Here is a 22,296-nt window from a genome sequence, read left to right on the forward strand (position 1 = left end):
GCAGACAGAACTATCAGTTTTGATCTTGTGTCCATGTTGCTCAAAGGAGGATATGGCTATGAGAGCCACCGTTGATTTTGCTCCCCTGTTCCGTTCGAGCGTGGGTTTTGACAGAATGCTCAACGCCCTTGATCTCGCCAGCCGGATTCCAGCGGTCGATAACTGGCCGCCTTACGATATCGTCAAGACCGGTGAGGATGATTACCGGATCGACATGGCGGTTGCCGGACTTGCCGAGGCCGACCTTACGATCACACAGGAGCGCAATACTCTTGTCGTGACAGGACGAAAGGCGCCGGAGTCGCAAAGCGCCGCCGAATATCTCCATCGGGGTATTGCGGGCAGAGAATTCGAACGCCGCTTCGATCTGGCCGAGCATATGAAAGTCACCGATGCGCACTTCGAGAACGGACTTCTGTCCATTACTCTGAAACGTGAGATACCCGAAGCGATGAAGCCGCGTCGTATCGCGATTACGTCCTCTACAGCACGTGCGGAGGAAGCCGTGCCCCAGATTGAGGCGCGGAAAGAGGCAGCCTGATGGCGTGACGAAAACTCTCCCCCGGCCATTCATCCGGCCGGGGGGGGGGAATCTCGAAAGGTCATGAGCATGAAGAGGATGAAAATATCTCTGTCGTGCGCTGCTCTGAGCTTGTCTCTACTGAGCCAGTCGGGCGCACATGCTGGTGATATTGTCCGGACGACTGCAACATCGTTCGATGCGAGGGCGACTGAGGGAACGTCCACAATCCCCAAAACCGGGGCTCGCACTCATTACGAAGACGGCACGGGTGATATGCTGGTCGACAGCTTGAACGCAAGCCAGTTGGATCAGAACTACAAGGGGCCGGTCTATTATCCCGGACAACCCATTCCGCCGTTCCGGCCCATCGACACAGATCATCTGGCACCGTCAGGGCCAGAGACGCCGGAGAAGACGTCCTCATCGCACGGGACGTAGTGGGGATTGAGTAAAGGCGGCGTTATAGACCGCCTTTACCTCGATTCTTCAGGATGAAGACCCTTCAGGCTCACAGCGGGCCGCAGGATTATCTTCGAGATGCGCCTGTTCCCTGGCATCGCGCGCGACACGCGCATCCTGCTCGCGGACCAGCCAGTAGACGATGCCCAGCGCCAGAACAGCCGCCGAGAGAGCGAACAGTTCCATGGCAGTCACATCATGCAGATCCAGCAGGATGAATTTGCGGGCAATCGCCAGGAGTGCGATCAGGACGATGGTCCGCACCCGGATGACGTTCTCATGCTGGGCAAGAACGACCAGCAGGGAGTGTTTGAACTCAAGAGCGATGATAACAGTAAAGATCGCGCCAAAAATCGCCTGGAAGATCGTCTGGTTGATCGGATCGATTCCGACATCGACGACCAGATGCCATACCGCGCCGATCAGATGAATCGTCGCGATGGCGGTGACCAGCATGATGAGCGCAATCAGGGTCAGAATGATCGCCTGTTCAAAACGCTCGTAGAATGTCAGGCCCCTGAACAGCTTGATAAAGCGGGACCAGTCCCTGCTCTGCCAGGAACGTTTCATGGAGAGGTCTTCCATAGCCGTTTTCCCATCTATGAATTGAGTTATAGTTCCTACGTCGTGGCCCTTCCGGCGCACATCCGGTTCAAAGCCGCTGCCAGCGTGGCAGGCGACAGGACAATGTTCTGGCATGGTCTCGCACGCCTTTTGGCAAGGCTAATGTCAGCTGGTTTTCGAGGTCTCCCAACGACATACCCAAGGTCTTAGCCATGTGCGTGCGGTCAGCGACAGGCAGGAGTTTTCGGACCACGGCGACGGTCGTCACTTCCGGATAAGACGCGGTTCTCCAGCGAGATGGGGTGGTTGCCGTCCTCCCCGCACGGCATCGCAATGTGCCAGAATGGTCGTTGAAAGAAACGACTGCGCGAAAGGACGGCAGATGAAGGATACAGTGATAGGCGTTGATCTGGCAAAGAACATTTTCCAGGTTCATGGAGCTTCGCGTGCGGGCGAGGTGATGTTTCGCAAAAAGCTGCGTCGTCAGCAGTTTATGCAGTTCATGGCCACGCAGCCGCCTGCTCTGGTCGTTCTTGAAGCGTGCGGGAGCGCGCATTACTGGGCTCGCGAACTGACAGGAGCTGGTCACGAGGTCAGACTGATCGCTCCGCAGTATGTGAAGCCTTTCGTGAAGCGCCAGAAGAACGATGCTGCTGATGCGGAAGCGATCGTCATTGCGGCCCGTCAGCCGGAAATGCGCTTTGTCGAACCACGCACTGAAGCGCAGCAGGCGCATGGCGTTCTTTTCCGGGCCCGGCAGCGTCTGGTGCACCAGCGCACGGAACTGGTGAATGCCCTGCGTGCCGTTCTGTATGAATTCGGTCTCGTCGTGCCACAGGGGATTGCGCATATCAGACACATTGAAGCCATGCTGGATGAGGCGGTTCTGCCAGAGGCTGTGAAGCAGGAATGCCTTGATCTGCTGCGACAGATTTCGGAGCAGAGTGTGCGGATTGATGTCAGAACAAAGAAGATCAGGATGCTTGCCCAGGAAAGTGAAAACACCTGCAGATTGCAGAGCATGCCTGGAGTGGGTCCTCTGACCGCTCTTGCGATTGAAGCTTTTGCGCCTGACCTGCAGAGCTTCCGGCGCGGGCGCGACTTTGCTGCGTGGCTGGGGCTGGTGCCCCGTCAGTTCTCATCTGGCGGAAAGGAAAGGCTGGGGAAGATATCAAAAGCCGGGCAGGCTGATATCCGCAGGCTTCTCATCATGGGCGCCATGACCCAGGTGAACTGGGCCAGCCGTAAGGCCCCTGCACCGGGAAGCTGGCTGGCACGGATGCTGGCCCGCAAGCCCCGTATGCTGGTAGCCATTGCGCTGGCCAACAGGATGGCACGAGCCATCTGGGCCATGGCAACAAAACAGGAGGATTATCGGGATCCGGCCCTGTCCGTGGCAGCCTGAGCGATGGCTCGGCTCCCGCGGATGGAACCGGTAGGGGTGTGAGAGGGCGATGACCTGAATGGGCGCATGATCGTTTGATCCGGATCGGAAAAACCAGTGGATTTCTCTGTGCTTTAAAGCACGCCTGTGAGATTTGGATCTGATCCGCTGATCACCATACTGGCCAGTGGCTTCTGAAAGGCCACATCAACAGGCCTTACAGAAGACCGCACACGATCACACGTCAATATGGGTCAGAAAACTCTTGCATAACGGACGGCAACCACAGAAGAAATCCGATCATAAATCCGGTGGTCAGCCGCCCGACGCATGAGGACGTCATATCCCTGGTCTTTTTCCTGGTCAAGGTTTTGGTAAGCGGACACCCTGTGCCGGTGACGCAAGCCAGGCCGCCAGTTGCCGGACCATGGATCGCGCAACGCGGCCCGCCCCTAGGAGGGTTGCGGATGCGGGGCCGCACCAGGAGCCATAACCCAGCAGCCAGAGACGTGGCTCCCTGACGGCCTGCTGCCCGTTAACGCGGATCAGCCCGTCCGGCTCGATCACGTCGAGCGGCGCAAACATAGAGAGCGCGGGCCTGAAGCCCGTACACCAGATGATCGCGTCAATGGCTTCTTCTCGCCCGTCGGGCCAGACAACGCCCGTCGCCGTCATGCGTACAAACTGGCGCACCGCGTGGAGCACGCCCCGCTCCCGGGCGGCTCGCACGGGCGGCACCATGACGATGTCGCCAAAACCGCCGGTGGGCATGGCCGACGGGCCGCCGAGAACGCGAGCGGTCGCCCGCTCGAACAGCACCCGTCCGTCCACATCGTCAGGTAAGAAGACAGGATCGTGCTGCGTGACCCATGTTGCCTGGGCGACAAGGGACAGCTCCGCCATAATCTGCGCACCGGAGTTGCCCCCACCCACCACGAGCAGACGCTGACCGGCAAATGGTAGTGCGTTGCGGTAATGGGAGGAGTGGATTTGCGTTCTGACAAACAATTCGCGACCCGGATAATCGGGGATGAAGGGCGCAGACCATGTGCCGGTTGCGCCGATGACCGCGCGGCTTACGAAATCACCCACGCTGGTTCTGACATTCAGGAATTTCTGGTCAGTGCGTTCCACACGTCCGACCATTACGGGGCGGTGGATCGGCGGCGCATAGCGCGCCTCGTAGCGGTGCAGATAGTCAAGCACCTCGTCGCGGGTCGGGTAGCTGCCATCGGGCGTGTCGGGCATCGGCCAGCCGGGCAGTGAACTGTAGGACGCGGGTGAAAACAGATGCAGGGAGTCCCAGCCGTGGACCCATGCCCCTCCCGCCTGCGTCCCGTTGTCCAGAATGACGTAGGTCAGCCCGGTCCGGCGCAGGAAATAGGACGCGGCGAGCGCTGCCTGACCGCCGCCCACGATCACGACATCGAACGGTTCCGCCATTGCCCGGCTCACAGACTTTCCGGGAGACGAAATTCCGCCTTGCGTTCACTGTAGCGATCCACGAGGTAGTCGGCCCGGTCGCGCAGCAGCCATGTGAACTTCATCAGTTCCTCCATGACATCCACCATGCGGTCATAGAGGGGGGACGGCTTCATGCGGTCATCGTCACCGAACTGCGTATAGGCCACTGGCACGCTGGACTGGTTGGGGATGGTGAACATCCGCATCCACCGGCCCAGAACCCGCAGCGCATTGACGGAATTGAAGCTCTGCGATCCGCCTGAAACCTGCATGACCGCCAGCGTGCGGCCCTGCGTCGGGCGGATCGAGCCTTCGGTCAGGGGCAACCAGTCGATCTGGTTCTTGAACACGGCAGTGATGTTGCCGTGCCGTTCGGGGCTGCACCAGACCTGGCCTTCCGACCAGATCGAGAGTTCCCGCAGTTCCTGCACTTTCGGGTGGGTTGCGGGCACGGAATCCGCTACCGGCAGGCCGGTCGGGTCGAACACCCGTGTCTCGGCCCCCAGCACCTTCAGGATGCGTTCCGCCTCAAGCACCAGCAACCGGCTGAAAGATCGGGGGCGTAAAGAGCCGTAGAGCAGAAGGATACGCGGCGGATGATCCACACGCGGTTGCGGTTCCAGCCGCGCGAGATCGACCTGTTCAAGATATTCGGGGTGAAGGGCCGGCAAGTCAGGTTCGGTCATTGTGATATCGGTCCATTCATGCATTACGGCTGGCTGATTAGAGGCAGCCACAGGGCCAGCGCCAGGAGTGTGACCAGCAGGACGGGAGGTGTGATCACCAGACCCACCTTCATATATTGCCCCCACGTGACCCGATGGTTCCTGGACGCCAGCACATGCAGCCAGAGCAGTGTCGCGAGACTGCCGATCGGCGTGAATTTCGGCCCGAGGTCGCAGCCGATGATGTTGGCATAGACCATCAGGTCGCGTGTCAGCGGCGTGATGTCGTGCGCCTGCTGGATCGCCAGTGCCCCGACCAGCACACTCGGCATATTGTTCATGACCGAGGACAGCAGGGCCGCCAGAAAGCCGGTGCCAAGCGTGGCGGTGAACGGTCCCTGATGACCGAGCCAGACCAGTGCGGTCGCAAGGTAGTCGGTCAGTCCGGCATTGCGCAGCCCATAGACCACCAGATACATGCCCAGGGAGAAGATCACGATCTGCCACGGGGCGCCCCGCAGCACCTTGCGAACTGGAATCACCCGGCCATATCCGGCGACGAGCAACAGGATTCCGGCGGCCAGACAGGCTACGACACAGACCGGGATATGAAACGGCGCTGTCAGGAAATAGGCTGCCAGAACGAGTGCCAGCAGCGGAAATGCCGCCCGGAATACATTGTGGTCACGAATGGCGGTCGCAGGTGCCGGAAGTTCGGCGACGGGATAGGTCGCAGGCACCTGCCGCCGGTACCACAGCCAAAGCACAGCCAGCGTCGCGCCCAGCGCCACCAGATCGACCGGCACCATGATCGTGGCATAGCGATCGAACGCAATGCCAAAGAAATTGGCGATGACGATGTTCACCAGGTTGGAGATGACGAGCGGCAGGCTGGTGGTATCCGCGACGAAGCCAGTGGCGATAATAAAGGCCAGCGCCGCAGCAGGACTGAGGCGAAGCTGCGTGAGGATGGCGATGACGATGGGCGTCAGCAGCAGGGCCGCGCCGTCATTGGCGAAAACCGCCGCAATGGCCGCTCCCAGCACCACGATCAGCGGGAACAGCGTCCGGCCCCGTCCTTTGCCCCAACGCACGACATGCAGGGCAGCCCAATGGAAGAAGCCGGCCTCATCCAGCAGCAGCGAGATGACGATCAGCGCGATGAAGGTGAAAGTCGCGTCCCAGACGATGTGCCAGACGACAGGAATGTCGTGCCAGTGGATCACACCAGCCGCCAGGGCCACGGCGGCACCTGCCATTGCACTCCAGCCGATACCCAGCCCCCGAGGCTGCCAGATGACAAAAACGAGCGTGACAACGAAAATCAGAAGAGCCAGCATCAGGACACCCGTTTGCCGGATTCATCGACGATCTTCTCCCCGTCCTCTTTGACGAAAGAGCCTCGCTGCGGGTTGGGCAGGATGTCCAGAACCGCCTCGGACGGACGACAGAGCGCAACACCCAGCGGGGTGACGACGATCGGCCGGTTCATCAGGATCGGGTGTGCGATCATGGCGTCGATCAGCGCGTCATCGCTCAGGGCCGGATTATCTAGGCCGAGTTCGTGAAAGGGCGTGCCCTTTTTCCGCAGGACCGAGCGTACCGGAACCCCCATACGGGCGATCAGCTCGACCAGTTCTGCACGGCCGGGAGGGGTTTTCAGATATTCGATGATCCGGGGTTCCTCGCCGCTGTTGCGGATCAGTGCCAGCACGTTGCGTGACGTGCCGCAGGCCGGGTTGTGATAGATCGTGATGGTCATGAGCAGGATTCCGGGGACGGACAGCAGGAGGACAGGGTCGCGATCAGGGGCGCACAGAGTTCTGGGCTGCCTGCACAGCAGTCCCTGACGAGGAAAAGCATCAGGTCGTGCAGGCGAGAAAGACAGGCGCGATAGACGATCAGTCGGCTATGGCGTTGCGAGGTCAGCAGGCCAGCGCGCGTCAGGGTGGCGAGATGGGCCGAGATCGTGTTCTGCGGCATATCGAGGTGCCGCGCGACATCTCCGGCCGGCAGGCCGTCCGGTTCGTGGCGCACCAGCAGGCGGAAGATCTCCAGCCGCGTGGACTGCGACAGGGCGCCGAGTGCGGCAAGGGCGGATTCTGTATCCATGAATCGACGATCGTGGATATATTGGATGAAGTCAACACTACCGAGGACATGCCTCGTTCAAAACCTGGAATACGGTGTCACACGCCGAACAGGCGGCCGATTCCGCCCGTGACGATCATCGCAACAATACCCCAGAACGTCACACGCAGTGCTGGACGCAAAGGCGCCGCACCGCCGGCAATGGCGCCAACGACGCCCAGAACAGCGAGAACCACGACGGACGTCAGGGACACGCCCCAGGACACCCATGCCACAGGGGTCAGAACCGCCGCGAGCACGGGCAGCAAGGCTCCGGATGAAAAGGCGGTTGCCGAGGCGAATGCCGCCTGTATGGGTCTTGCCGCCGTGGTCTCGGACAGACCCAGTTCATCCCTGGCATGGGCGCCGAGTGCATCATGCTTCATGAGGGCGACGGCGACCTTGCGCGAGAGGTCTCCATCCAGTCCTCTCTTCTGATAGATCCCAGCCAGTTCGGTGACTTCCCCCTCCCAGTCCGTGGCCAGCTCCTGTTTTTCGCGGGCGATGTCGGCGTGTTCGGAATCGGCCTGGGAACTGACCGAGACATACTCGCCAGCCGCCATGGACAGGGCGCCCGCGACAAGCGCAGACAGTCCCGCGACAAGAATGCTGCCGCGTGTCGCATGAGAGCTGGCAACGCCGACGATGAGGCTGCCGGTCGACAGCGTTCCGTCATTGGCGCCGAGAACGGCCGCACGCAGCCATCCCAGTTTCTCGACGGCATGGCGTTCGGCCAGAGGATGGAGACGCGACATAAGGTGACCTGTTGCTTCTGATAAATACAAACCAGATTTAGGCCCCTGTTTTTGCCACGGCAATAGGCATTTTATTCTGATATTGCGAGCTATTTTCAATAGTATTTATATTTTCGTAAAATATTCTCTGTTCAGAATCCTGTCAGGTAAGCATGATATGGAAGTGAATCCAGGGTTCCTTTTCACCGAGACGCATATGCCTTGTTCAACGCCGGACATTACCGACACCCTGCGCTACGACAGGCCGACGATCGTCCTTCACTGGACCACCGCCTTTCTGGTGCTGCTTCAGTTTGCTCTTGGCGAAACCTGGAACTGGCCGGCAAAACCCGTCCATCATCTGATGGTCGTCGCGCATCTGACCGTCGGTATCCTGCTGACGGTGATCATGGCGTTCCGCATAGTCTGGCGTCTGACGAAAGGCCGGCATCTGTCGGACCTTCTCCGTCCAGTGGACCGGGTATGCGCTCTCGGGGCGGAGTACACACTCTATGGGCTGCTTCTGGCGGAAATTTTGCTGGGCTACTTCTGGCGATGGGGTGCCGGGCAGACGATGAGTTTTTTCGGCCTTCTGATCCCATCCCCGTTTGCACGGTTCCCGGCGGAAACCGTGACGTGGCTTCACACGCTGCATGAGTGGAACGCCTGGCTGATCATGGGCTTTGCGACAGGCCATGGCGCGGCGGCGCTTTTTCATCAGTTCGTCCTGAAGGACAAAGTTCTCGGGCGCATGTTGCCGCAGTGTTTCTTGCTCCGTCAGTGAGGCGGTCAGTATCCTGTCTGATTGTATGACTGGGCACACCGTGATGCTGGGCCGCCAACAAGCCAGAAGTGATGATTTTTTGTTGTCATCAGCAGCTCCACATGAATGCCGGTTCATGGGAATTGTCTCCTGTCGAACGGGAAAATAAGAAAGTAACGACCCAATGACGATCGTGCCGCGTGGCGTGGGACCAGAAAGACCGGGGTCGGCTCTTGAGGTGCTCCTCATCTTTCTCAGGCTGGGCGTCACCTGCTTCGGCGGGCCGATCGCGCATATCGGGTATTTCCGGGACGAATTCGTCGTCCGACGCCGGTGGCTCAATGAGCGCGCCTATGCCGATCTCGTCGGACTGTGTCAGTTCCTGCCCGGTCCCGCGAGCAGCCAGGTGGGATTTTCCATTGGCCTGATGCGGGCCGGTTATGCAGGCGGTCTTGCGGCGTGGGCGGGGTTCACCCTGCCTTCGGCACTTATACTGGTCCTCTTCGCCTATGGCGCGAACGCGCTTGCCGGCCCGACTGGTGCAGGCCTTCTGCATGGACTGAAACTCGTCGCCGTCGCCATCGTCGCACAGGCCGTATGGGGCATGGCGCGCACGCTGTGTCCGGACCGGACGCGAGCTTCGATCGCGGTCACGGCCGCGCTCATCGTTCTGTTCGCCATCTCACCGCTTGCCCAGATCGCGGCCATCGTTCTCGGGGGCCTCGCCGGCTTGTGGCTTTGCCGCTCTGTGCAGACGTCAGATGGCGAGCATATTACAGTGCCCGTATCGCATCGTGCAGGGATCGTCGCACTGGCTCTCTTTCTGGCGTTGCTCTTCGGTCTGCCCGTTCTCGCCTGCCATGGCGCACCAGAGGGCGTTTCCCTGTTCGACGCCTTCTACCGGTCAGGCGCGCTCGTGTTCGGTGGCGGTCATGTCGTGCTGCCCTTGCTGCACGAGGCTTTCGTGACATCGGGCTGGGTCAGCGACGACACCTTTCTCGCCGGTTATGGCGCGGCACAGGCGGTTCCGGGGCCGCTTTTCACGTTCGCGGCCTATCTCGGCGCGGTCGTCGGGCAATCTCCCCACGGTGTTGCCGGTGCCGCTTTCGGTCTTTTCGGCATCTTTCTGCCGGGCATCCTGGTCCTGATCGGAGCTTTGCCCTTCTGGGACACCTTCCGCAGCCAGCGGGCCGTTCAGGCGACGATGCGCGGCGTCAACGCAGCGGTCGTGGGCCTGCTGGGGGCGGCGCTCTATACACCGGTCTGGACGAGCGCGGTCAGGTCGGCGGCGGATTTCGGGATCGTGCTGGTCGGTTTCGTCCTGCTGACCGTCTGGCGGGCGCCACCCCTGGTGGTAGTCGGTATCAGCGCGCTGGGAGGGGTCGTCATTGGGCAGGCGGCATAATGAAATGTTCAGTCAGCGACGTGCATCGACGCGTGATCGCCATACCGTTTTTCAACGCACACTTCAATAATGGCGCGTCGTTATAAGGGCCATGTTTCGGCCGTTTCCTGTGTAAGTCAGCCAGAAAACGGACAGGCAGTTTACCCCCCCCATAGCAGCCTACCCCGGCCCCGCACTTTCCCCAAACGCTCCGGCGGGCATCCTCCATCGTGAGGTCACAACCGGCCCGTGCCACTGATGGTCCAGTGCGCGGGCCACCAGATCCGGCCGGGCCAGTGTCGCTGTATAGACTGTTCCCCTGTCGGCATACTGGTTCAGGTCGCATTCACGTTTCATGGTACAGCCAAACTGCCGCTCCAGCGAAGCCAGTGCGGCGAAACGCTCGGGCATGATGTGGCGCAGGGTTGCTGCCTGATCCACACTCATGAACACGCATAACGCGCAGGAAAGCCGCCCGAAACCGAGCTGGTAAGGGAGTGCCGGAATAACACCATATCTTTGCAGGATGGCCCAGATTTCTGCTTCGCTCCATGCGTGTACGGGCCTGTAGTGGTCAACATGCCGACGCCTGCGCTGACTGTCGCGTGTGTCGGTGCGATGTGGTCCAAACACCGCGTAACGGGACCGGTTCGGGCTTTCCTCGGCCCGCTCCCCGGTCACAAACAGCGTCCGGCTTCCCAGAAAGCGGTCCTGACCCCTCAAGGCCATGTCGGCCACATCGATCTTGGCGGTCGCACTGCAATAGCGTGTGCTGAGGCTGGCACTCACCTGCGGAAAGCGCAGGCGGGTACCGACTGGGCCTGCACCGCCACGGCGCACCAGCCCTGTGGGGGTCTCGCACAGCACGGCGGCGGTGGGCACACCATCGCGCGGAGCTGTCACGTTACCTGTAGTGTGATAGAGAGGAGTGATGAGCAAAGAGGTTGTGAGCTACAAAAGGCATCGTTTTCCACGCGAAGTGATCGCGCATGCGGTATGGCTGTATTTCCGGTTTCCGCTGAGTTTCCGCCTGATTGAGGAGATGCTGCTCGAACGCGGTCTCATTGTGTCGTATGAAACGATCCGTCGCTGGAGCCAGAAGTTCGGCGCGGCCTTTGCCCGCTCGCTGCGCCGTAAGGCCGCCAGAGCCGGTGATATCTGGCATCTCGACGAGGTCCAGATCGTGATCCATGGTCAGCCACATTGGCTGTGGCGCGCCGTTGATCAGGATGGCTATATCCTTGACGAGATCCTGCAGAGCCGCAGGAACACCAAAGCCGCCCGGCGTCTGCTGACGCGGCTGCTGAAAAAGCAGGGTATCCGGCCCGCGCGCATGGTCACCGACAAACTGGGATCCTACGGTGCGGCCAGACGGAAACTGAAGCTCACGTTCAGGCATCTGTCCCACAAGGGACTGAACAACAGGGCGGAGAACAGTCATCTGCCACTGCGAAAACGCGAACGGGTCATGCAGAAATTCCGCTCTCCCGGAGGCTGCCAGCGCTTCGTCTCCGTCTTCTCCGCGGTCCGCAACCTCTTCGTCCCGCCAGCCTCCATCCACAACGCCCTGGACCGTCACATCCATCGTATCCGCGCCTTCGCCCAATGGAACAAGGCCACCCAGCTGACAGCCTGAAAACTTCACGGCAGAGCGTTACTCAACACACTACAGTTAACGTGACAGCTCCGGCTTGTGACCATGGCTTGCTGCACGCCCTAAAAGTCCTCGTTTTTTACTTATCCTCACATCCGCATGAACGTCTAAACCATCGTCGACCTAATGGACTCGGCATCTATGAACTTTTAGGGCGGCCTGAGCGTAGTATCTCCAACAATTTCGTTGAGAACTTTTGGGGCTCCAGCGGGAACTTTTGGGGCGCGCCACGTTTTTAAGAAATCTTTTTTTTCAATGGGTTGTGCGTTTTATGCTAGGGACTTTTGGGGCTCAAACTATTATAATCTTCTAATATCTTTACAAATAGCTTTCCGCCCTAAAAGTCCTCAGAGACTTGGAACCCCATAGAGCGTATCAATAAGCCCATGGGACGAATTCACCGCCTTATCGAAGATCATGGTCGCCAAGGTGCGCTAGCTCTTTCAGATGATAGGAAAGAGGTGGAAGTTGCTTACGACTTCATGTCGGACGAACAGAGCGGTGTTGGTTTTCTCTTTAGTGGATGGTGTCAAGCTGCTCTACCACACCGAAAACAACCAGATGACCAAATATGGCTTATTGAAACAGAACATCTTAAACTAATGGTTGAACCTGGATCTGTTGCTACCGATGATGGCGTAATCCGGATTGGAGTTCCCTATGGGTCCAGAGCCCGTTTAATATTACTCTATTTACAAACAGAGGCCCTTAAAACAAACAGCCGCGAAATTGCACTTGGACGTAGCCTACGAGGATGGCTTCAAAAATTAGGCGTCTCTGTTGGCGGAAAGAGTATGAAAGATGTACGTGAACAAGCCCTAAGGCTCTCACGGTGTAGAATGACATTCCAAATCGCCAAAGGCAATCAGACGGGATTTGTGAATCAGAACATTGTTGATACAGCGCTATTTATGCACCATGAAAATGGGGGGCTATTAGAAACTGTTAAATTATCTGAAGGTTTTTTTGAACAGTTAAAAAAACATCCGGTTCCGCTACAAGATGCAGCAATTCGCGCCATAGCAAATAATAGCCAAGCATTAGATATTTATTGTTGGCTCGCCTATCGTTTACATGTGCTAACTGGCGATTGCCAAATAACTTGGAAATCTTTGTATGCTCAATTCGGACGAAGTTATGCTCGACTGAGGAAATTTAGAGAGAATTTTCTAGAGAGTTTGAAAATAGCTTTGGCTGTTTATCCTGACGCAAAAGTTACTCCCACAGAAGTTGGCCTAATCTTACACGCCTCTAAACCTCCAGTGCCCCAAAAGACCACACGCCTCATAAAGCCCATAACAAAATAGGTTTTATGAGGCGTGAAGAGCCCTAAAAGTTCACACCCAAATTAGTGCCCTTTTATCGCCTGTATAACTTTTTGAATTTCACGGAATTCACGACTCAACTTAAAATATTCTAGTGCAAGTTTTTTTCGCTTATTGAGAAGTTTATCCCTTTTGCTCTCTAGTTTTTCTAGGTCTATTGCCTCATTTTCCCCTTTTTTGGGGGCGGTCCGCTCTCGATAATCTTTACGAAAATTTAACAGTTTCCTTCGGCCAATTTCTGGCCGAACTAAACCCTCTTCTTTTGCGGTATCGAGTTCCGGGTCTGTCATATTCGTCAGAACGTATGCTGCCGAATAACTTGCTGGCAGATCGTTTTCTGCAACTTTCCCTGTCTGCACAAAACGAGCAACACTCCTCAGCATTGAAGCCACCGTATCACCGAACGGTAATATTTTATCGGCACTTTGCTTGAGTTTTTCTCGTTCGCCAATAGTGAGCGACGCATCCATGTCAAGTAGCGCGTTCCCCATAGCTAAGGCTGCGTGCCCTGCTCGTGCGAAATTTCGATAGATAATTTTTCTCTGAGTGACAATCGTCTGAAGACGTTTTTGATCACTCATAAGCTCCGTTTCACCAAAAACTTCGTTAAGGGTGTTTAATAGGGCTTCATCTATTTCGAGTAATTCATTCTGGGCAGAACTTCTAATATCTGCAGCCATGAGCGCCGCCTGACGTTCTTGAGTCAGAGGCTCGTCACGCAACGCAATTCTATTCGCCTGCGATTTTGAGATTTTTACGTTCATAAGTCCATCTCGTGCTTAATTAGATCCCAAAGTAGCTCGACGTCCTTAGACCCTCTCGCATCTTTAATATCAACGGACGTCAATCCACCATGATTATGAATGTGCATATCCTCAGCGATCGGAATTTCCACAGGTAAAACTCGCGCATATTTAGCAACTCTCTGACGAGCCTCTCTGAAGCTTTTAGTTTGTCTGTTCACTCTCGAAAAAACGACGAAAGCTCTAATCCCCGCCTTTTTTAGGGACAACAAATACGGCGCATTACTAGATATGTCGTTGTGTGTAGCACTCGTCGGAACAAGAACCACATCAGCGAGTTGCGAAAGACCTAAAAAAGCGTCGGCGTCATTTTCCAAAGCCGGCGGAGTATCAATGACGACTAAATCGCTTTCGTCAGTATAATCTTCAACAGCCTTCCACTTCGATAATGATAAGGATTTTACTGGAATTTTTGTGAGCGACGGGATGGATTTTTGTGTTGCCGCTCGTGCGTCCCCCCAGTTACGAAATGTTGCTTGAGGGTCAAAATCAACCCCTGAAACTTTCATGCCATCGCGGGCAGCGCAGACAGAAATACATTCAGAAAGCGTCGATTTCGATGTGCCACCTTTTACGCTGGCGAACAGAATAGTTTTCCCGAGCACAATGGCCTCCTAATGAAATTCTTCGCTATGCGTACATTATTCTCCCGTTGGTATGCAAGTTTTTACACGTGTAAAAATATATTTTTTCTACCTCGTAACCATGCAAAGGATAGGCAAAACGACTAATTTTACACGTGTAAAAAATAGCAATGTCAGTCGCGCAATTTGGCTTGCTAGCATCGAACGGTAAGTTAATTCGAACTGACTATCTTTGATTCCTATGTCATCTGCCTGAATGAGAAAAAACATTTAATTTAAAATTACCTCGACCGCAGGAAAATCAAAGATGACTTCCTTATAAAAACTGATTCAGGACCAGCCCTGAGCGCCGCGCGCAAAGGGTGGGTCGGTCTGTCTGAAGCCAGCCCGATCCCGGCGCAGGCGCCGCCTTTGCGCGCGGCGCTCAGGCCCGGTTCGTGATACAGCATGCAGAAGAAAATCTGACGCGAGACAGCGCTCAGTTCCCGTCCCTGCTGTGATCCATCCCTCCCCGGTCTTCGCCTCGTCCCAGACGCAGGCGGCGTTCGGTATTTGTCCGGAGCCTTTTATGTCCCTGTTCGGTTCTCAGCCTCGCCTGCTCTCAACCCTCTTCCCTACCGGCATTGCAGCCGGAGTCCTCCGTTGCCTGACGTTCCCGCCTTCCGGCTATCCGCTCGACAGGCGCGCCTTGCCCACCCTCCACGGTAACGAGCCAGCCGCCAGGTCTGGACTCCTCACCAGCCACTACTGAGCCGGAGCAGAGCTATGTCCTATCGTATCGTCTACGATCATGTCGCTGTGCGTTTCCCGGCGGAAATGCTGCGGCGGCATCTTGTCGATTATTGCTTTCATGCCGACCACCTCGTGCTCTTTGAGCTTGGCGGCGACAACAACCTTTATACAGGCCGCACCGGCAACACGCGCGTCCGTTCCTGGTCCATGATCGGAATTGGCCAGAATTGGCAGGTAATGCGTGAAATCGTAGGGTTCGCCGCTTCATGCGAGGGTGGCGGGATGCGGTTTTCCGGCGCTGCCAGTACGCAGGCGGAAACCTACATCCGAAAGTGCCGCAACATCCTTGCGTCTAGTCTCACGCCCGATGGCATCGGCGCGGCGGGGATGGCCTGTTCGATGGCACTTACCGTTCAGCCCGATGACGTGACGGACTGGACGAGGCGACAGATCGATCAACTGACCACGTTTTTGTCGCCCGCCGAGAGCGATGGCGTGCTGGTCTGGAAACTCTATCCGTTTCACGAGCCCTTGCACGCAGCGTTGCTTTTTGCGTTTCGGTATCTCGACAAGACGCCTGTCTACAATATGGCCACAGTGTCCGGCAGAGAATACGACCGGGTGCCAGTTCTCCGACGTGTGCCGTCCTTGTACGTCGCGCCGAGGGAGGCGCATAATGCCAGCCTATCGCGTTAAGATCGGCTTCTGGCTGCGTGCCTACGACGGTTTCGATATCGAAGCCGGAAGTGACACGGAAGCAGTCAGTGTCGCGAAAGCCCAGGCTCTCGAAGCGATGGAGAGCACTGAGCATCCCCAACAGATCGAGACGGACCAACACAGCGAAGGGATCATCCGACAACGAGACGCCTCAGTAGGTATTACGCGACGAAACTGCGTAAGCGCAGCAAAGAACAAACCCACAAGACCAAGAAAATAGCTGGCACGAGGCGGTCGCACGCTCAAGGCCAAGCCGAGCGCGCCTGCGGCGCGGCCTTGCCCGCGCGACTGTCTCGTTCCCTGCAGAAAAGAGCAGGGGATAGGTGAAAGCCCACTAAAAGGCTGCCCTTCCCTGCTGTTGTCCCATCCTCCCGAACACCGCCTCGTCCCAGACGCAGGCGGCGTTCGGCGTTTGTCCGGAGCCTTTCATGTCCCTGTTCGATGATCAGCTCAGCCTGTTCTCTTCTTCCTCCCTCAGCGGTGCCGCAGACCTGTTCTGGGGTGAGCTTGAAGGCGAAGACAGCCCCCTCCCCTCCCCCGTCTCAGACAGTCTGCTGGTCATCCCCCAGACCGATTTTCGCCTCAGCGGAACCCGCGGGCTTGCCGCCAGCTGGAAAGACCGCGCGCGGGATAATATCGCGGCCATTAAGCTCCTGGGAACGCTTGAGACCGAAGACCGTAATGCAACCCCCGACGAGCAGGCTGTGCTGAGCCGGTTTATTGGCTTTGGGGCGGGTGAACTGGCCAACGCTCTCTTCCCCCGTGCGGGTGAGCCTTACCGCTCAGGATGGGAGAGCATCGGCAAGGCACTGGAGGCTGCCTGCAGTGAGACGGACCATGCCGCCCTCGCCCGCTCCACCCAGTATGCGCATTTTACTCCGGAATACATTGTGACTGCGCTGTGGGACATGCTCATGAAACGGGGTTTTCAGGGCGGATCGGTTCTGGAACCCGGCTGTGGTGTTGGCCAGTTCATCGCCCTCAGGCCCGATCGTCTCGAAGGCCAGATCGCCTTTACCGGCATTGAGGTCGATGGAATTGCCGCGCGGATTGCCCGCAAGCTGTTCCCCAAACAATGGATCAGGCACGAAGACTTCACGAAGTCCGCTCTGGCCACCACCTATGATCTGGCGATTGGCAATCCCCCCTTCTCCAACCGTCTGGTCAACGCGGTGGATCATCGTGAGCTGCGGGGGTTCAGCCTTCATGACTGGTTTATCGCCCGCTCAGTTGGTGCCCTGCGTCCGGGCGGCTTCGCAGCATTTGTGACGTCACGCCATACGCTGGACAAAACTGACCAGAAGGCACGGCAGCACATCGCCGAAGAGGCTGACCTGCTGGGCGCCGTGCGGCTGCCCGCAGGAGCCATGCGTGCCGATGCCGGCACCGAGGTCGTGCTCGATCTGCTGGTGTTCCGCAAGCGCATGATCGGCGAGATGCCAGGCGATCAGATCTGGCTGAAAACAGCTCCCGTACCCGACAGTGACGAAGGGCGTGGGCCGCTGCGGATCAACCGTTATTTCCTCGACAATCCCGCTCAGGTTCTGGGGCGGCATGGTTGGGCGAGCAGCCAGTTCGGACTGGATTACTGCTGCCTGCCGGTGGCGGGCGTGGACCTTCAGGCTGCGTTGCCGGACGCTCTGGCCTGCATTGCCCCCGAGAGCCGGTTTCTCCCACCTGTAGAGCAACGCATTACGCGGCCCGAACTGGATGGCCTGCGCGTGGGCACCGCGGCCTCAGGCGCTGATCTGAAGGAAGGCAGCTACTATCTACACAACCGCACCCTGCATCAGATCGTTGGTGGCACAGGTCAGGAGGTGCCCATCCGTAAGGGGGACCAGAAAGAAGGCCTCTTCCAGAAACATGCACGCATCATTGAAGCCCTGATCCCGGTGCGGGACGCGGCCAAAGCCGTACTGCGCGCCCAGATGGACAACCAGCCTTTCGGGCGGCACCAGCATCGGCTTCGGCAGACATGGCAGAGTTTTACCCGCCAGTTCGGGCCGATCAATCTGACCAACACGACCGTCAGGGTGAACCCGACCACGGGCGAAGAAACCGAAAGCCGCCGCAGGCCCAACCTTCAGCCGTTCTATGATGATCCCGATGTCTGGCTGGTCTCCTCCATTGAAGAGTATGACGAGGCCACCCAGACAGCCCGGCCGGGGCCGCTGTTTACCGAGCGTGTTATCCATGCGCCGGTAGAGCCCGAAATCCACTCCGCTCATGACGCGCTGGCGGTCTGCCTGCATGACGTGGGGCGTGTCGATCTGCCCCTCATCGCCGAGCTGACGGGTTGCACCGTAGAGGCAGCCCTGAACGCACTGGGCGAGGCCGTCTATCTCGATCCCGAGGCCTCGTGCCCGGGCAGCGATGTGTGGGTGGCGGCGGACGAGCTGCTCTCAGGGGCCGTGCGCACCAAACTTGCGGCAGCCCGTGACGCAGCACAGAACGACCCGCGTTTTGCCCGCACGGCGGCAGCGCTGGAACGGGCCCAGCCCGAGGATCTGAGACCATCCGATATTACCGCCCGTCTGGGTGCGCCCTGGCTGCCAGTGAGCGACATCATGGCCTTCACCCGCGAGGTATTGGGGGTCGAGGCTGTCATCCACCATACCGCCGAGGTGGCCTGCTGGAGTGTCGAGAAACGTGCTTTTCTTGGGCGGGCCGAAGCGACGTCAGTCTGGGGCACGGAACGCCGCCACGCTGGTGAACTGCTCGAAGACGCGCTCACGCAGGCCTCGCCAAAAATCTGGGACACGATCAAGGATTCCAACGGCAACGACAGCCGGGTGCTGAACACGCAGGAAACCGAAGCAGCGAAGGAAAAGCTGACCGCTATCCGTCAGGCGTTCCAGAACTGGGTCTGGCAGGACGTTGAGCGGGCTGACCGGCTGGTGCGGCTGTATAACGATACCTACAACAATCTGGTGCCACGCACCTTCAACGGCGATCATCTGCGTCTGCCCGGTGCAAGCACAGTCATCACCCTGCGCGAACATCAGAAGCGTGTGATCTGGCGGATCATCGCCGCGGGCAGCACCTACATCGCTCATGCCGTGGGGTCGGGCAAAACCTTCTCCATGTGTGCCGCCGTCATGGAGCAGAAACGGCTGGGGCTGATCAGCAAGGCAATGATCGTTGTGCCAGGGCATTGTCTGGCCCAGATGGCCCGTGAGTTTCTCATGCTCTATCCGACTGCCAAAATCCTTGTCGCCGATGAGACGAATTTCGCGAAGGCCAAACGCCAGCGGTTTCTGGCCCGCGCGGCCACGGGGAACTGGGATGCGATCATCATCACCCATGACGCCTTCAAATTCATTGCCGTAGAGGCGGCCTTTGAGCGCGGCATGATCGATGAACAGATCGACGCCTATGACACGCTGCTCTGCGACATGGATAAAGACGACCGGCTGTCGCGCAAGCGTATCGAGCACATGAAGGAAATCATGGAGGCGAAGCTCGAAGGGCTGGCGAGCGTCAAGGATGACCTGCTGCATCTGGGGGAACTGGGGATTGATCAGATCCTCGTGGACGAGGCCCAGCAGTTCCGCAAACTGAGCTTTGCCACCAATCAGGGCGATCTCAAGGGGGTGGCCCCAGAAGGCTCGCAACGCGCGTGGGACCTGTTCGTCAAGGCCCGGTATCTGGAGCGGGTCAATCCCGGTCGCGCGCTGGTGCTCGCGTCAGGCAGCCCGATCACCAACACACTGGGCGAGTTGTATTCGGTGCAGCGCTACATGGCCCTTGATGCCCTGCGTAGTCGTGGGCTGCATGAGTTTGACGCATGGGCCGCCAATTTCGGGGAGACCCGGACCGAACTCGAATTGCAGCCCAGTGGTCTCTACAAGCCCGTCACGCGCTTTACCGAGTTCGTCAATGTCGCCGACCTCATGGCGCTCTATCGTGACTTCGCCGATGTGGTCCAGCAGGACGATCTGCGCCGCTATGTTAATTTGCCAGCCGTGCGCGGTGGGCACCGCCAGATTGTCGTGGCACCAGTCCATGCCCGCTTCCGTGCCTATCAGAAGACGCTGGCCGAGCGGATTACCGCGATCGAGCGTCGCAAGGGCAAACCCCAGAAAGGCGATGACATCCTGCTCTCCGTCATGGGGGACGCCCGTCATGCGGCTCTTGATCTGCGCTTTGTCGGCTGGGGCCGGGCAGGGGAGGGGGAGGACAGCAAGCTCGATCTGATGATCCGCAACGTCTTCGCCATCTGGGAGGAGAGTGCGCAGAACCGGTACACCAACCCAGAGACTGGCCAACCCTATGCCCTGCCCGGTGCGGTGCAGATGATTTTCTCCGATCTGGGCACCGTGGGAGCACAAGGCAAGCGGGGCTTCTCCGCCTATCTGTGGATGCGTGACGAGCTGGTGCGCATGGGGGTGCCGCGCGAGCAGATCGCCTTCATGCAGGACTACAAGAAGGCGGAAGCCAAGCAGCGTCTGTTCGGCGACCTCAACGCCGGACGCAAGCGTATCCTGATTGGCAGCACACAGACCATGGGCACGGGGGTCAATGCCCAGCAGCGGCTTCTGGCCCTGCACCATCTGGATGTGCCGTGGCTGGTCTCCGACATCATCCAGCGCGAAGGACGCATCGAGCGCCAGGGCAACCAGAACCCCGAAATACGGATTTACGCCTATGCGCAGGAAGGCTCGGTGGACGCCACCAACTGGCAGCTCCTCGAACGCAAGCTGCGTTTCATCGCGATGGCCATGTCTGGTGATCGCTCCATCCGGCGTGTGGAAGATCTGGATAGTGATGGCAACCAGTTCGCTATGGCCAAGGCGCTGGCCTCTGGGGATATGCGGCTCATGCAGAAAGCCGGTCTGGAGGCAGAGCTCGCTCGGCTCGAACGTCTCTATGCGGCCCATTACGATGACCAGTTCGCCGTGCGTCGGGCTGTCCAGCAGGCTGAGCGCGAGATCGCATGGGCGCAGGCACGGATCCCGCTGATCGAGGCTGATCTGGCGGCCCGTGTGCCCACGCGTGGTGAGGCCTTCAGCTTCGAGACCGAACGCGGTGTGATCACCGAGCGCGAGAAGGCGGGGGCGTTCCTGCTGGCCCAGCTCCGTCTGGCGGTCAGGAACGCGCAGGAAGGTCGGTGGACGCTGGGGCGGATTGGCGGGTTTGCCGTGACGCTGGATGCCATTAACCGACAGCGCTTCATAGAGGACAGGGTGGTGACTGAGGCGGGGCTGTCCGTGGCGTTTGCGCATGGAACAGTGGACATTACCGTGGATCAGGACACGAAACCTCTGGGGCTGGTCGCGCGCATCGAAAACCTCGTGCTGCGTCTTGATGGGGAACTGGCCGACACCCAGAAAACCCGTGATGAGGCTACACGACGGCTGCCCGCCTATCAGGCCCGGTTGGGAGCGCCCTTCCGCGATCAGGCGCTGCTCGATGAGAAGCGGAACGCTCTGGCCGAGCTGGAAGCCGATCTTGCCGCCACCAGCAGGGGAGGGGAGGAAGAGGCCCCGGCCAATGATGACATCCCGTCCATAACAGAGGAGGACGATGCCCCCAACGCTCTCAGGGACGCAGCCTGAGCCACGCGGACCGTCCGGCGCCACAACGTCGGACGGCACAATGGGAACAGGAATGGATGACACGCTGTTAAAGAGGATGAGGATGGAATGAATAAAATACTTCAGTATCATTTATACGGGAAATAACAATTGCAAGGCAACAAAGTTTGTATCAGGAATAATTTTCTGTTCGGTGTCCCGAAATAAGAAGTTGATATTATAGAGTGGTAAACATATTTGTAAGAGACAAAAAATGCACATAATTGCGGTGGTTTTTTTCTTTGCTCTTTGGCTGTATATTCAAGCCAGAATGGGCAGAGCGGGTATAAACCCCATTTCACGTAGCCAAATGCGTTACCTTAAGAAAAAAGCCCGAAACCTAAATATGGATATTGATAGCGTTCCATATAACCCACGAAATATAACTATAACTCAACCTGAAAATGACGGAATAACAGAGGGACAAAAAAAGCTCGTATTCTATGTACGCGCCTTAGCTATTATTTTGTGGTCTATAATAATTTTAATATTTGTAAGTGGATTTAAATACGTAAAAGACTACTTTCCCTATTTATGGTTTTAGAGAAGATATTTTGCTCGTGAATAGGGCGGGCCAGAAAAGCCCATGGAGTGAAAATGACTGAATCGGTAAGCCATGATTATTCTAGGAGCGACTGTTTAAACATAAATTAGACGTAAGCAGACATAACCAAGATATAAAAAGACAGGAACGGCTGCCACAGCTTGGGCGGGCGCGCAAGCGCCAGGCAGTGCGCGCCTGACGGCGCGGCCTTGCCCGCCCGCCCAAGCTGCGACCGCGCGGAAAACATCAGGAGATTGAAAAAAGAGCAGATCAGCTCAGACGCAATCGCCT

At 57.9% G+C, this 22,296-nt stretch carries 21 protein-coding genes; 11 read left to right on the top strand and 10 right to left on the bottom strand.

Translation table 11 applies throughout. From position 1 onward, the window contains the following. The first annotated feature begins 58 nt into the window (after nucleotides 1-58). Entirely contained in the window at nucleotides 59-541 is a 483-nt protein-coding gene (locus PY793_RS09770; protein WP_095351974.1) for an Hsp20 family protein, read from the top strand. Nucleotides 542-619: 78 nt separating this feature from the next. Beyond that, on the top strand, nucleotides 620-961 hold the full coding sequence (locus PY793_RS09775) for a hypothetical protein (RefSeq protein WP_275177878.1): 342 nt from the start codon (nucleotides 620-622) through the stop codon (nucleotides 959-961). A 48-nt stretch (nucleotides 962-1,009) separates the two neighbouring features. On the opposite strand, the gene PY793_RS09780 is transcribed toward PY793_RS09775, so the two are convergent. After that, nucleotides 1,010-1,567, bottom strand: a complete 558-nt coding sequence (locus PY793_RS09780) for a phosphate-starvation-inducible PsiE family protein (protein ID WP_003618818.1) — start codon at nucleotides 1,565-1,567, stop codon at nucleotides 1,010-1,012. A gap of 361 nt (nucleotides 1,568-1,928) precedes the next feature. Between PY793_RS09780 and PY793_RS09785 the strand changes: the two genes are divergently transcribed. Then, complete coding sequence (locus PY793_RS09785) at nucleotides 1,929-2,951, top strand: IS110 family RNA-guided transposase (protein WP_275177879.1); 1,023 nt, start codon at nucleotides 1,929-1,931, stop codon at nucleotides 2,949-2,951. 342 nt (nucleotides 2,952-3,293) lie between these two features. Here PY793_RS09785 and PY793_RS09790 read toward each other — a convergent pair whose 3' ends face one another. The 6 genes from PY793_RS09790 to PY793_RS09815 form a co-directional block, all read right to left on the bottom strand. Further along, nucleotides 3,294-4,373 (bottom strand): ArsO family NAD(P)H-dependent flavin-containing monooxygenase, encoded by a 1,080-nt coding sequence (locus PY793_RS09790; RefSeq protein WP_095350471.1) that lies wholly within the window; start codon nucleotides 4,371-4,373, stop codon nucleotides 3,294-3,296. 8 nt (nucleotides 4,374-4,381) lie between these two features. After that, a complete protein-coding gene (gene arsH / locus PY793_RS09795) occupies nucleotides 4,382-5,080 on the bottom strand; it encodes an arsenical resistance protein ArsH (RefSeq protein WP_039998713.1) in 699 nt (232 codons plus the stop codon). A gap of 23 nt (nucleotides 5,081-5,103) precedes the next feature. After that, nucleotides 5,104-6,399 (bottom strand): arsenic transporter, encoded by a 1,296-nt coding sequence (locus PY793_RS09800; protein WP_095350470.1) that lies wholly within the window; start codon nucleotides 6,397-6,399, stop codon nucleotides 5,104-5,106. Beyond that, on the bottom strand, nucleotides 6,399-6,821 hold the full coding sequence (gene arsC / locus PY793_RS09805) for an arsenate reductase (glutaredoxin) (RefSeq protein ID WP_095350469.1): 423 nt from the start codon (nucleotides 6,819-6,821) through the stop codon (nucleotides 6,399-6,401). Before arsC ends, PY793_RS09800 begins: the two co-directional genes overlap by 1 nt. Continuing rightward, nucleotides 6,818-7,171 (bottom strand): ArsR/SmtB family transcription factor, encoded by a 354-nt coding sequence (locus PY793_RS09810; protein WP_007397884.1) that lies wholly within the window; start codon nucleotides 7,169-7,171, stop codon nucleotides 6,818-6,820. Before PY793_RS09810 ends, arsC begins: the two co-directional genes overlap by 4 nt. A gap of 77 nt (nucleotides 7,172-7,248) precedes the next feature. Next, the gene (locus tag PY793_RS09815) at nucleotides 7,249-7,944 is read right to left on the bottom strand and encodes a VIT1/CCC1 transporter family protein (RefSeq protein WP_095350468.1); all 696 of its coding nucleotides are present in this window, start codon (nucleotides 7,942-7,944) and stop codon (nucleotides 7,249-7,251) included. 157 nt (nucleotides 7,945-8,101) lie between these two features. Between PY793_RS09815 and PY793_RS09820 the strand changes: the two genes are divergently transcribed. Beyond that, nucleotides 8,102-8,707, top strand: a complete 606-nt coding sequence (locus tag PY793_RS09820; RefSeq protein ID WP_007397886.1) for a cytochrome b — start codon at nucleotides 8,102-8,104, stop codon at nucleotides 8,705-8,707. A gap of 163 nt (nucleotides 8,708-8,870) precedes the next feature. Further along, entirely contained in the window at nucleotides 8,871-10,091 is a 1,221-nt protein-coding gene (chrA, locus tag PY793_RS09825; protein ID WP_039998682.1) for a chromate efflux transporter, read from the top strand. Between the two features lie 159 nt (nucleotides 10,092-10,250). On the opposite strand, the gene PY793_RS09830 is transcribed toward chrA, so the two are convergent. Then, nucleotides 10,251-10,973, bottom strand: coding sequence for a phosphoadenosine phosphosulfate reductase domain-containing protein (locus PY793_RS09830; RefSeq protein WP_275177880.1), 723 nt, complete (start codon nucleotides 10,971-10,973; stop codon nucleotides 10,251-10,253). Nucleotides 10,974-11,001: 28 nt separating this feature from the next. Here PY793_RS09830 and PY793_RS09835 point away from each other — a divergent pair, with 28 nt between their 5' ends. After that, nucleotides 11,002-11,706, top strand: a complete 705-nt coding sequence (locus PY793_RS09835; protein ID WP_095350465.1) for an IS6 family transposase — start codon at nucleotides 11,002-11,004, stop codon at nucleotides 11,704-11,706. 404 nt (nucleotides 11,707-12,110) lie between these two features. Beyond that, nucleotides 12,111-13,031 carry a replication protein RepA gene (locus PY793_RS09840; RefSeq protein WP_275177881.1) on the top strand — a complete coding sequence of 307 codons (921 nt, stop codon included), beginning with the start codon at nucleotides 12,111-12,113 and terminating at the stop codon, nucleotides 13,029-13,031. A 41-nt stretch (nucleotides 13,032-13,072) separates the two neighbouring features. On the opposite strand, the gene PY793_RS09845 is transcribed toward PY793_RS09840, so the two are convergent. Both PY793_RS09845 and PY793_RS09850 read right to left on the bottom strand, forming a co-directional pair. Then, nucleotides 13,073-13,813 carry a hypothetical protein gene (locus PY793_RS09845; RefSeq protein WP_275177882.1) on the bottom strand — a complete coding sequence of 247 codons (741 nt, stop codon included), beginning with the start codon at nucleotides 13,811-13,813 and terminating at the stop codon, nucleotides 13,073-13,075. Then, complete coding sequence (locus tag PY793_RS09850; protein WP_275177883.1) at nucleotides 13,810-14,457, bottom strand: ParA family protein; 648 nt, start codon at nucleotides 14,455-14,457, stop codon at nucleotides 13,810-13,812. Before PY793_RS09850 ends, PY793_RS09845 begins: the two co-directional genes overlap by 4 nt. A 744-nt stretch (nucleotides 14,458-15,201) precedes the next feature. Here PY793_RS09850 and PY793_RS09855 point away from each other — a divergent pair. The 4 genes from PY793_RS09855 to PY793_RS09870 all read left to right on the top strand — a co-directional run bounded on the left by PY793_RS09855 (nucleotide 15,202) and on the right by PY793_RS09870 (nucleotide 22,005). Then, complete coding sequence (locus PY793_RS09855) at nucleotides 15,202-15,864, top strand: hypothetical protein (protein WP_275177884.1); 663 nt, start codon at nucleotides 15,202-15,204, stop codon at nucleotides 15,862-15,864. Then, nucleotides 15,845-16,105, top strand: a complete 261-nt coding sequence (locus PY793_RS09860; protein ID WP_275177885.1) for a hypothetical protein — start codon at nucleotides 15,845-15,847, stop codon at nucleotides 16,103-16,105. The genes PY793_RS09855 and PY793_RS09860 overlap by 20 nt, the downstream gene beginning before the upstream one ends. A 208-nt stretch (nucleotides 16,106-16,313) precedes the next feature. Further along, entirely contained in the window at nucleotides 16,314-21,443 is a 5,130-nt protein-coding gene (locus PY793_RS09865; protein WP_275177886.1) for a DEAD/DEAH box helicase family protein, read from the top strand. Between the two features lie 232 nt (nucleotides 21,444-21,675). After that, the gene (locus tag PY793_RS09870; protein ID WP_275177887.1) at nucleotides 21,676-22,005 is read left to right on the top strand and encodes a hypothetical protein; all 330 of its coding nucleotides are present in this window, start codon (nucleotides 21,676-21,678) and stop codon (nucleotides 22,003-22,005) included. Nucleotides 22,006-22,296: the final 291 nt, after the last annotated feature.

It is taken from the genome of Acetobacter fabarum, assembly GCF_029069195.1.
In the GTDB taxonomy this organism is placed as follows: domain Bacteria; phylum Pseudomonadota; class Alphaproteobacteria; order Acetobacterales; family Acetobacteraceae; genus Acetobacter; species Acetobacter fabarum_A.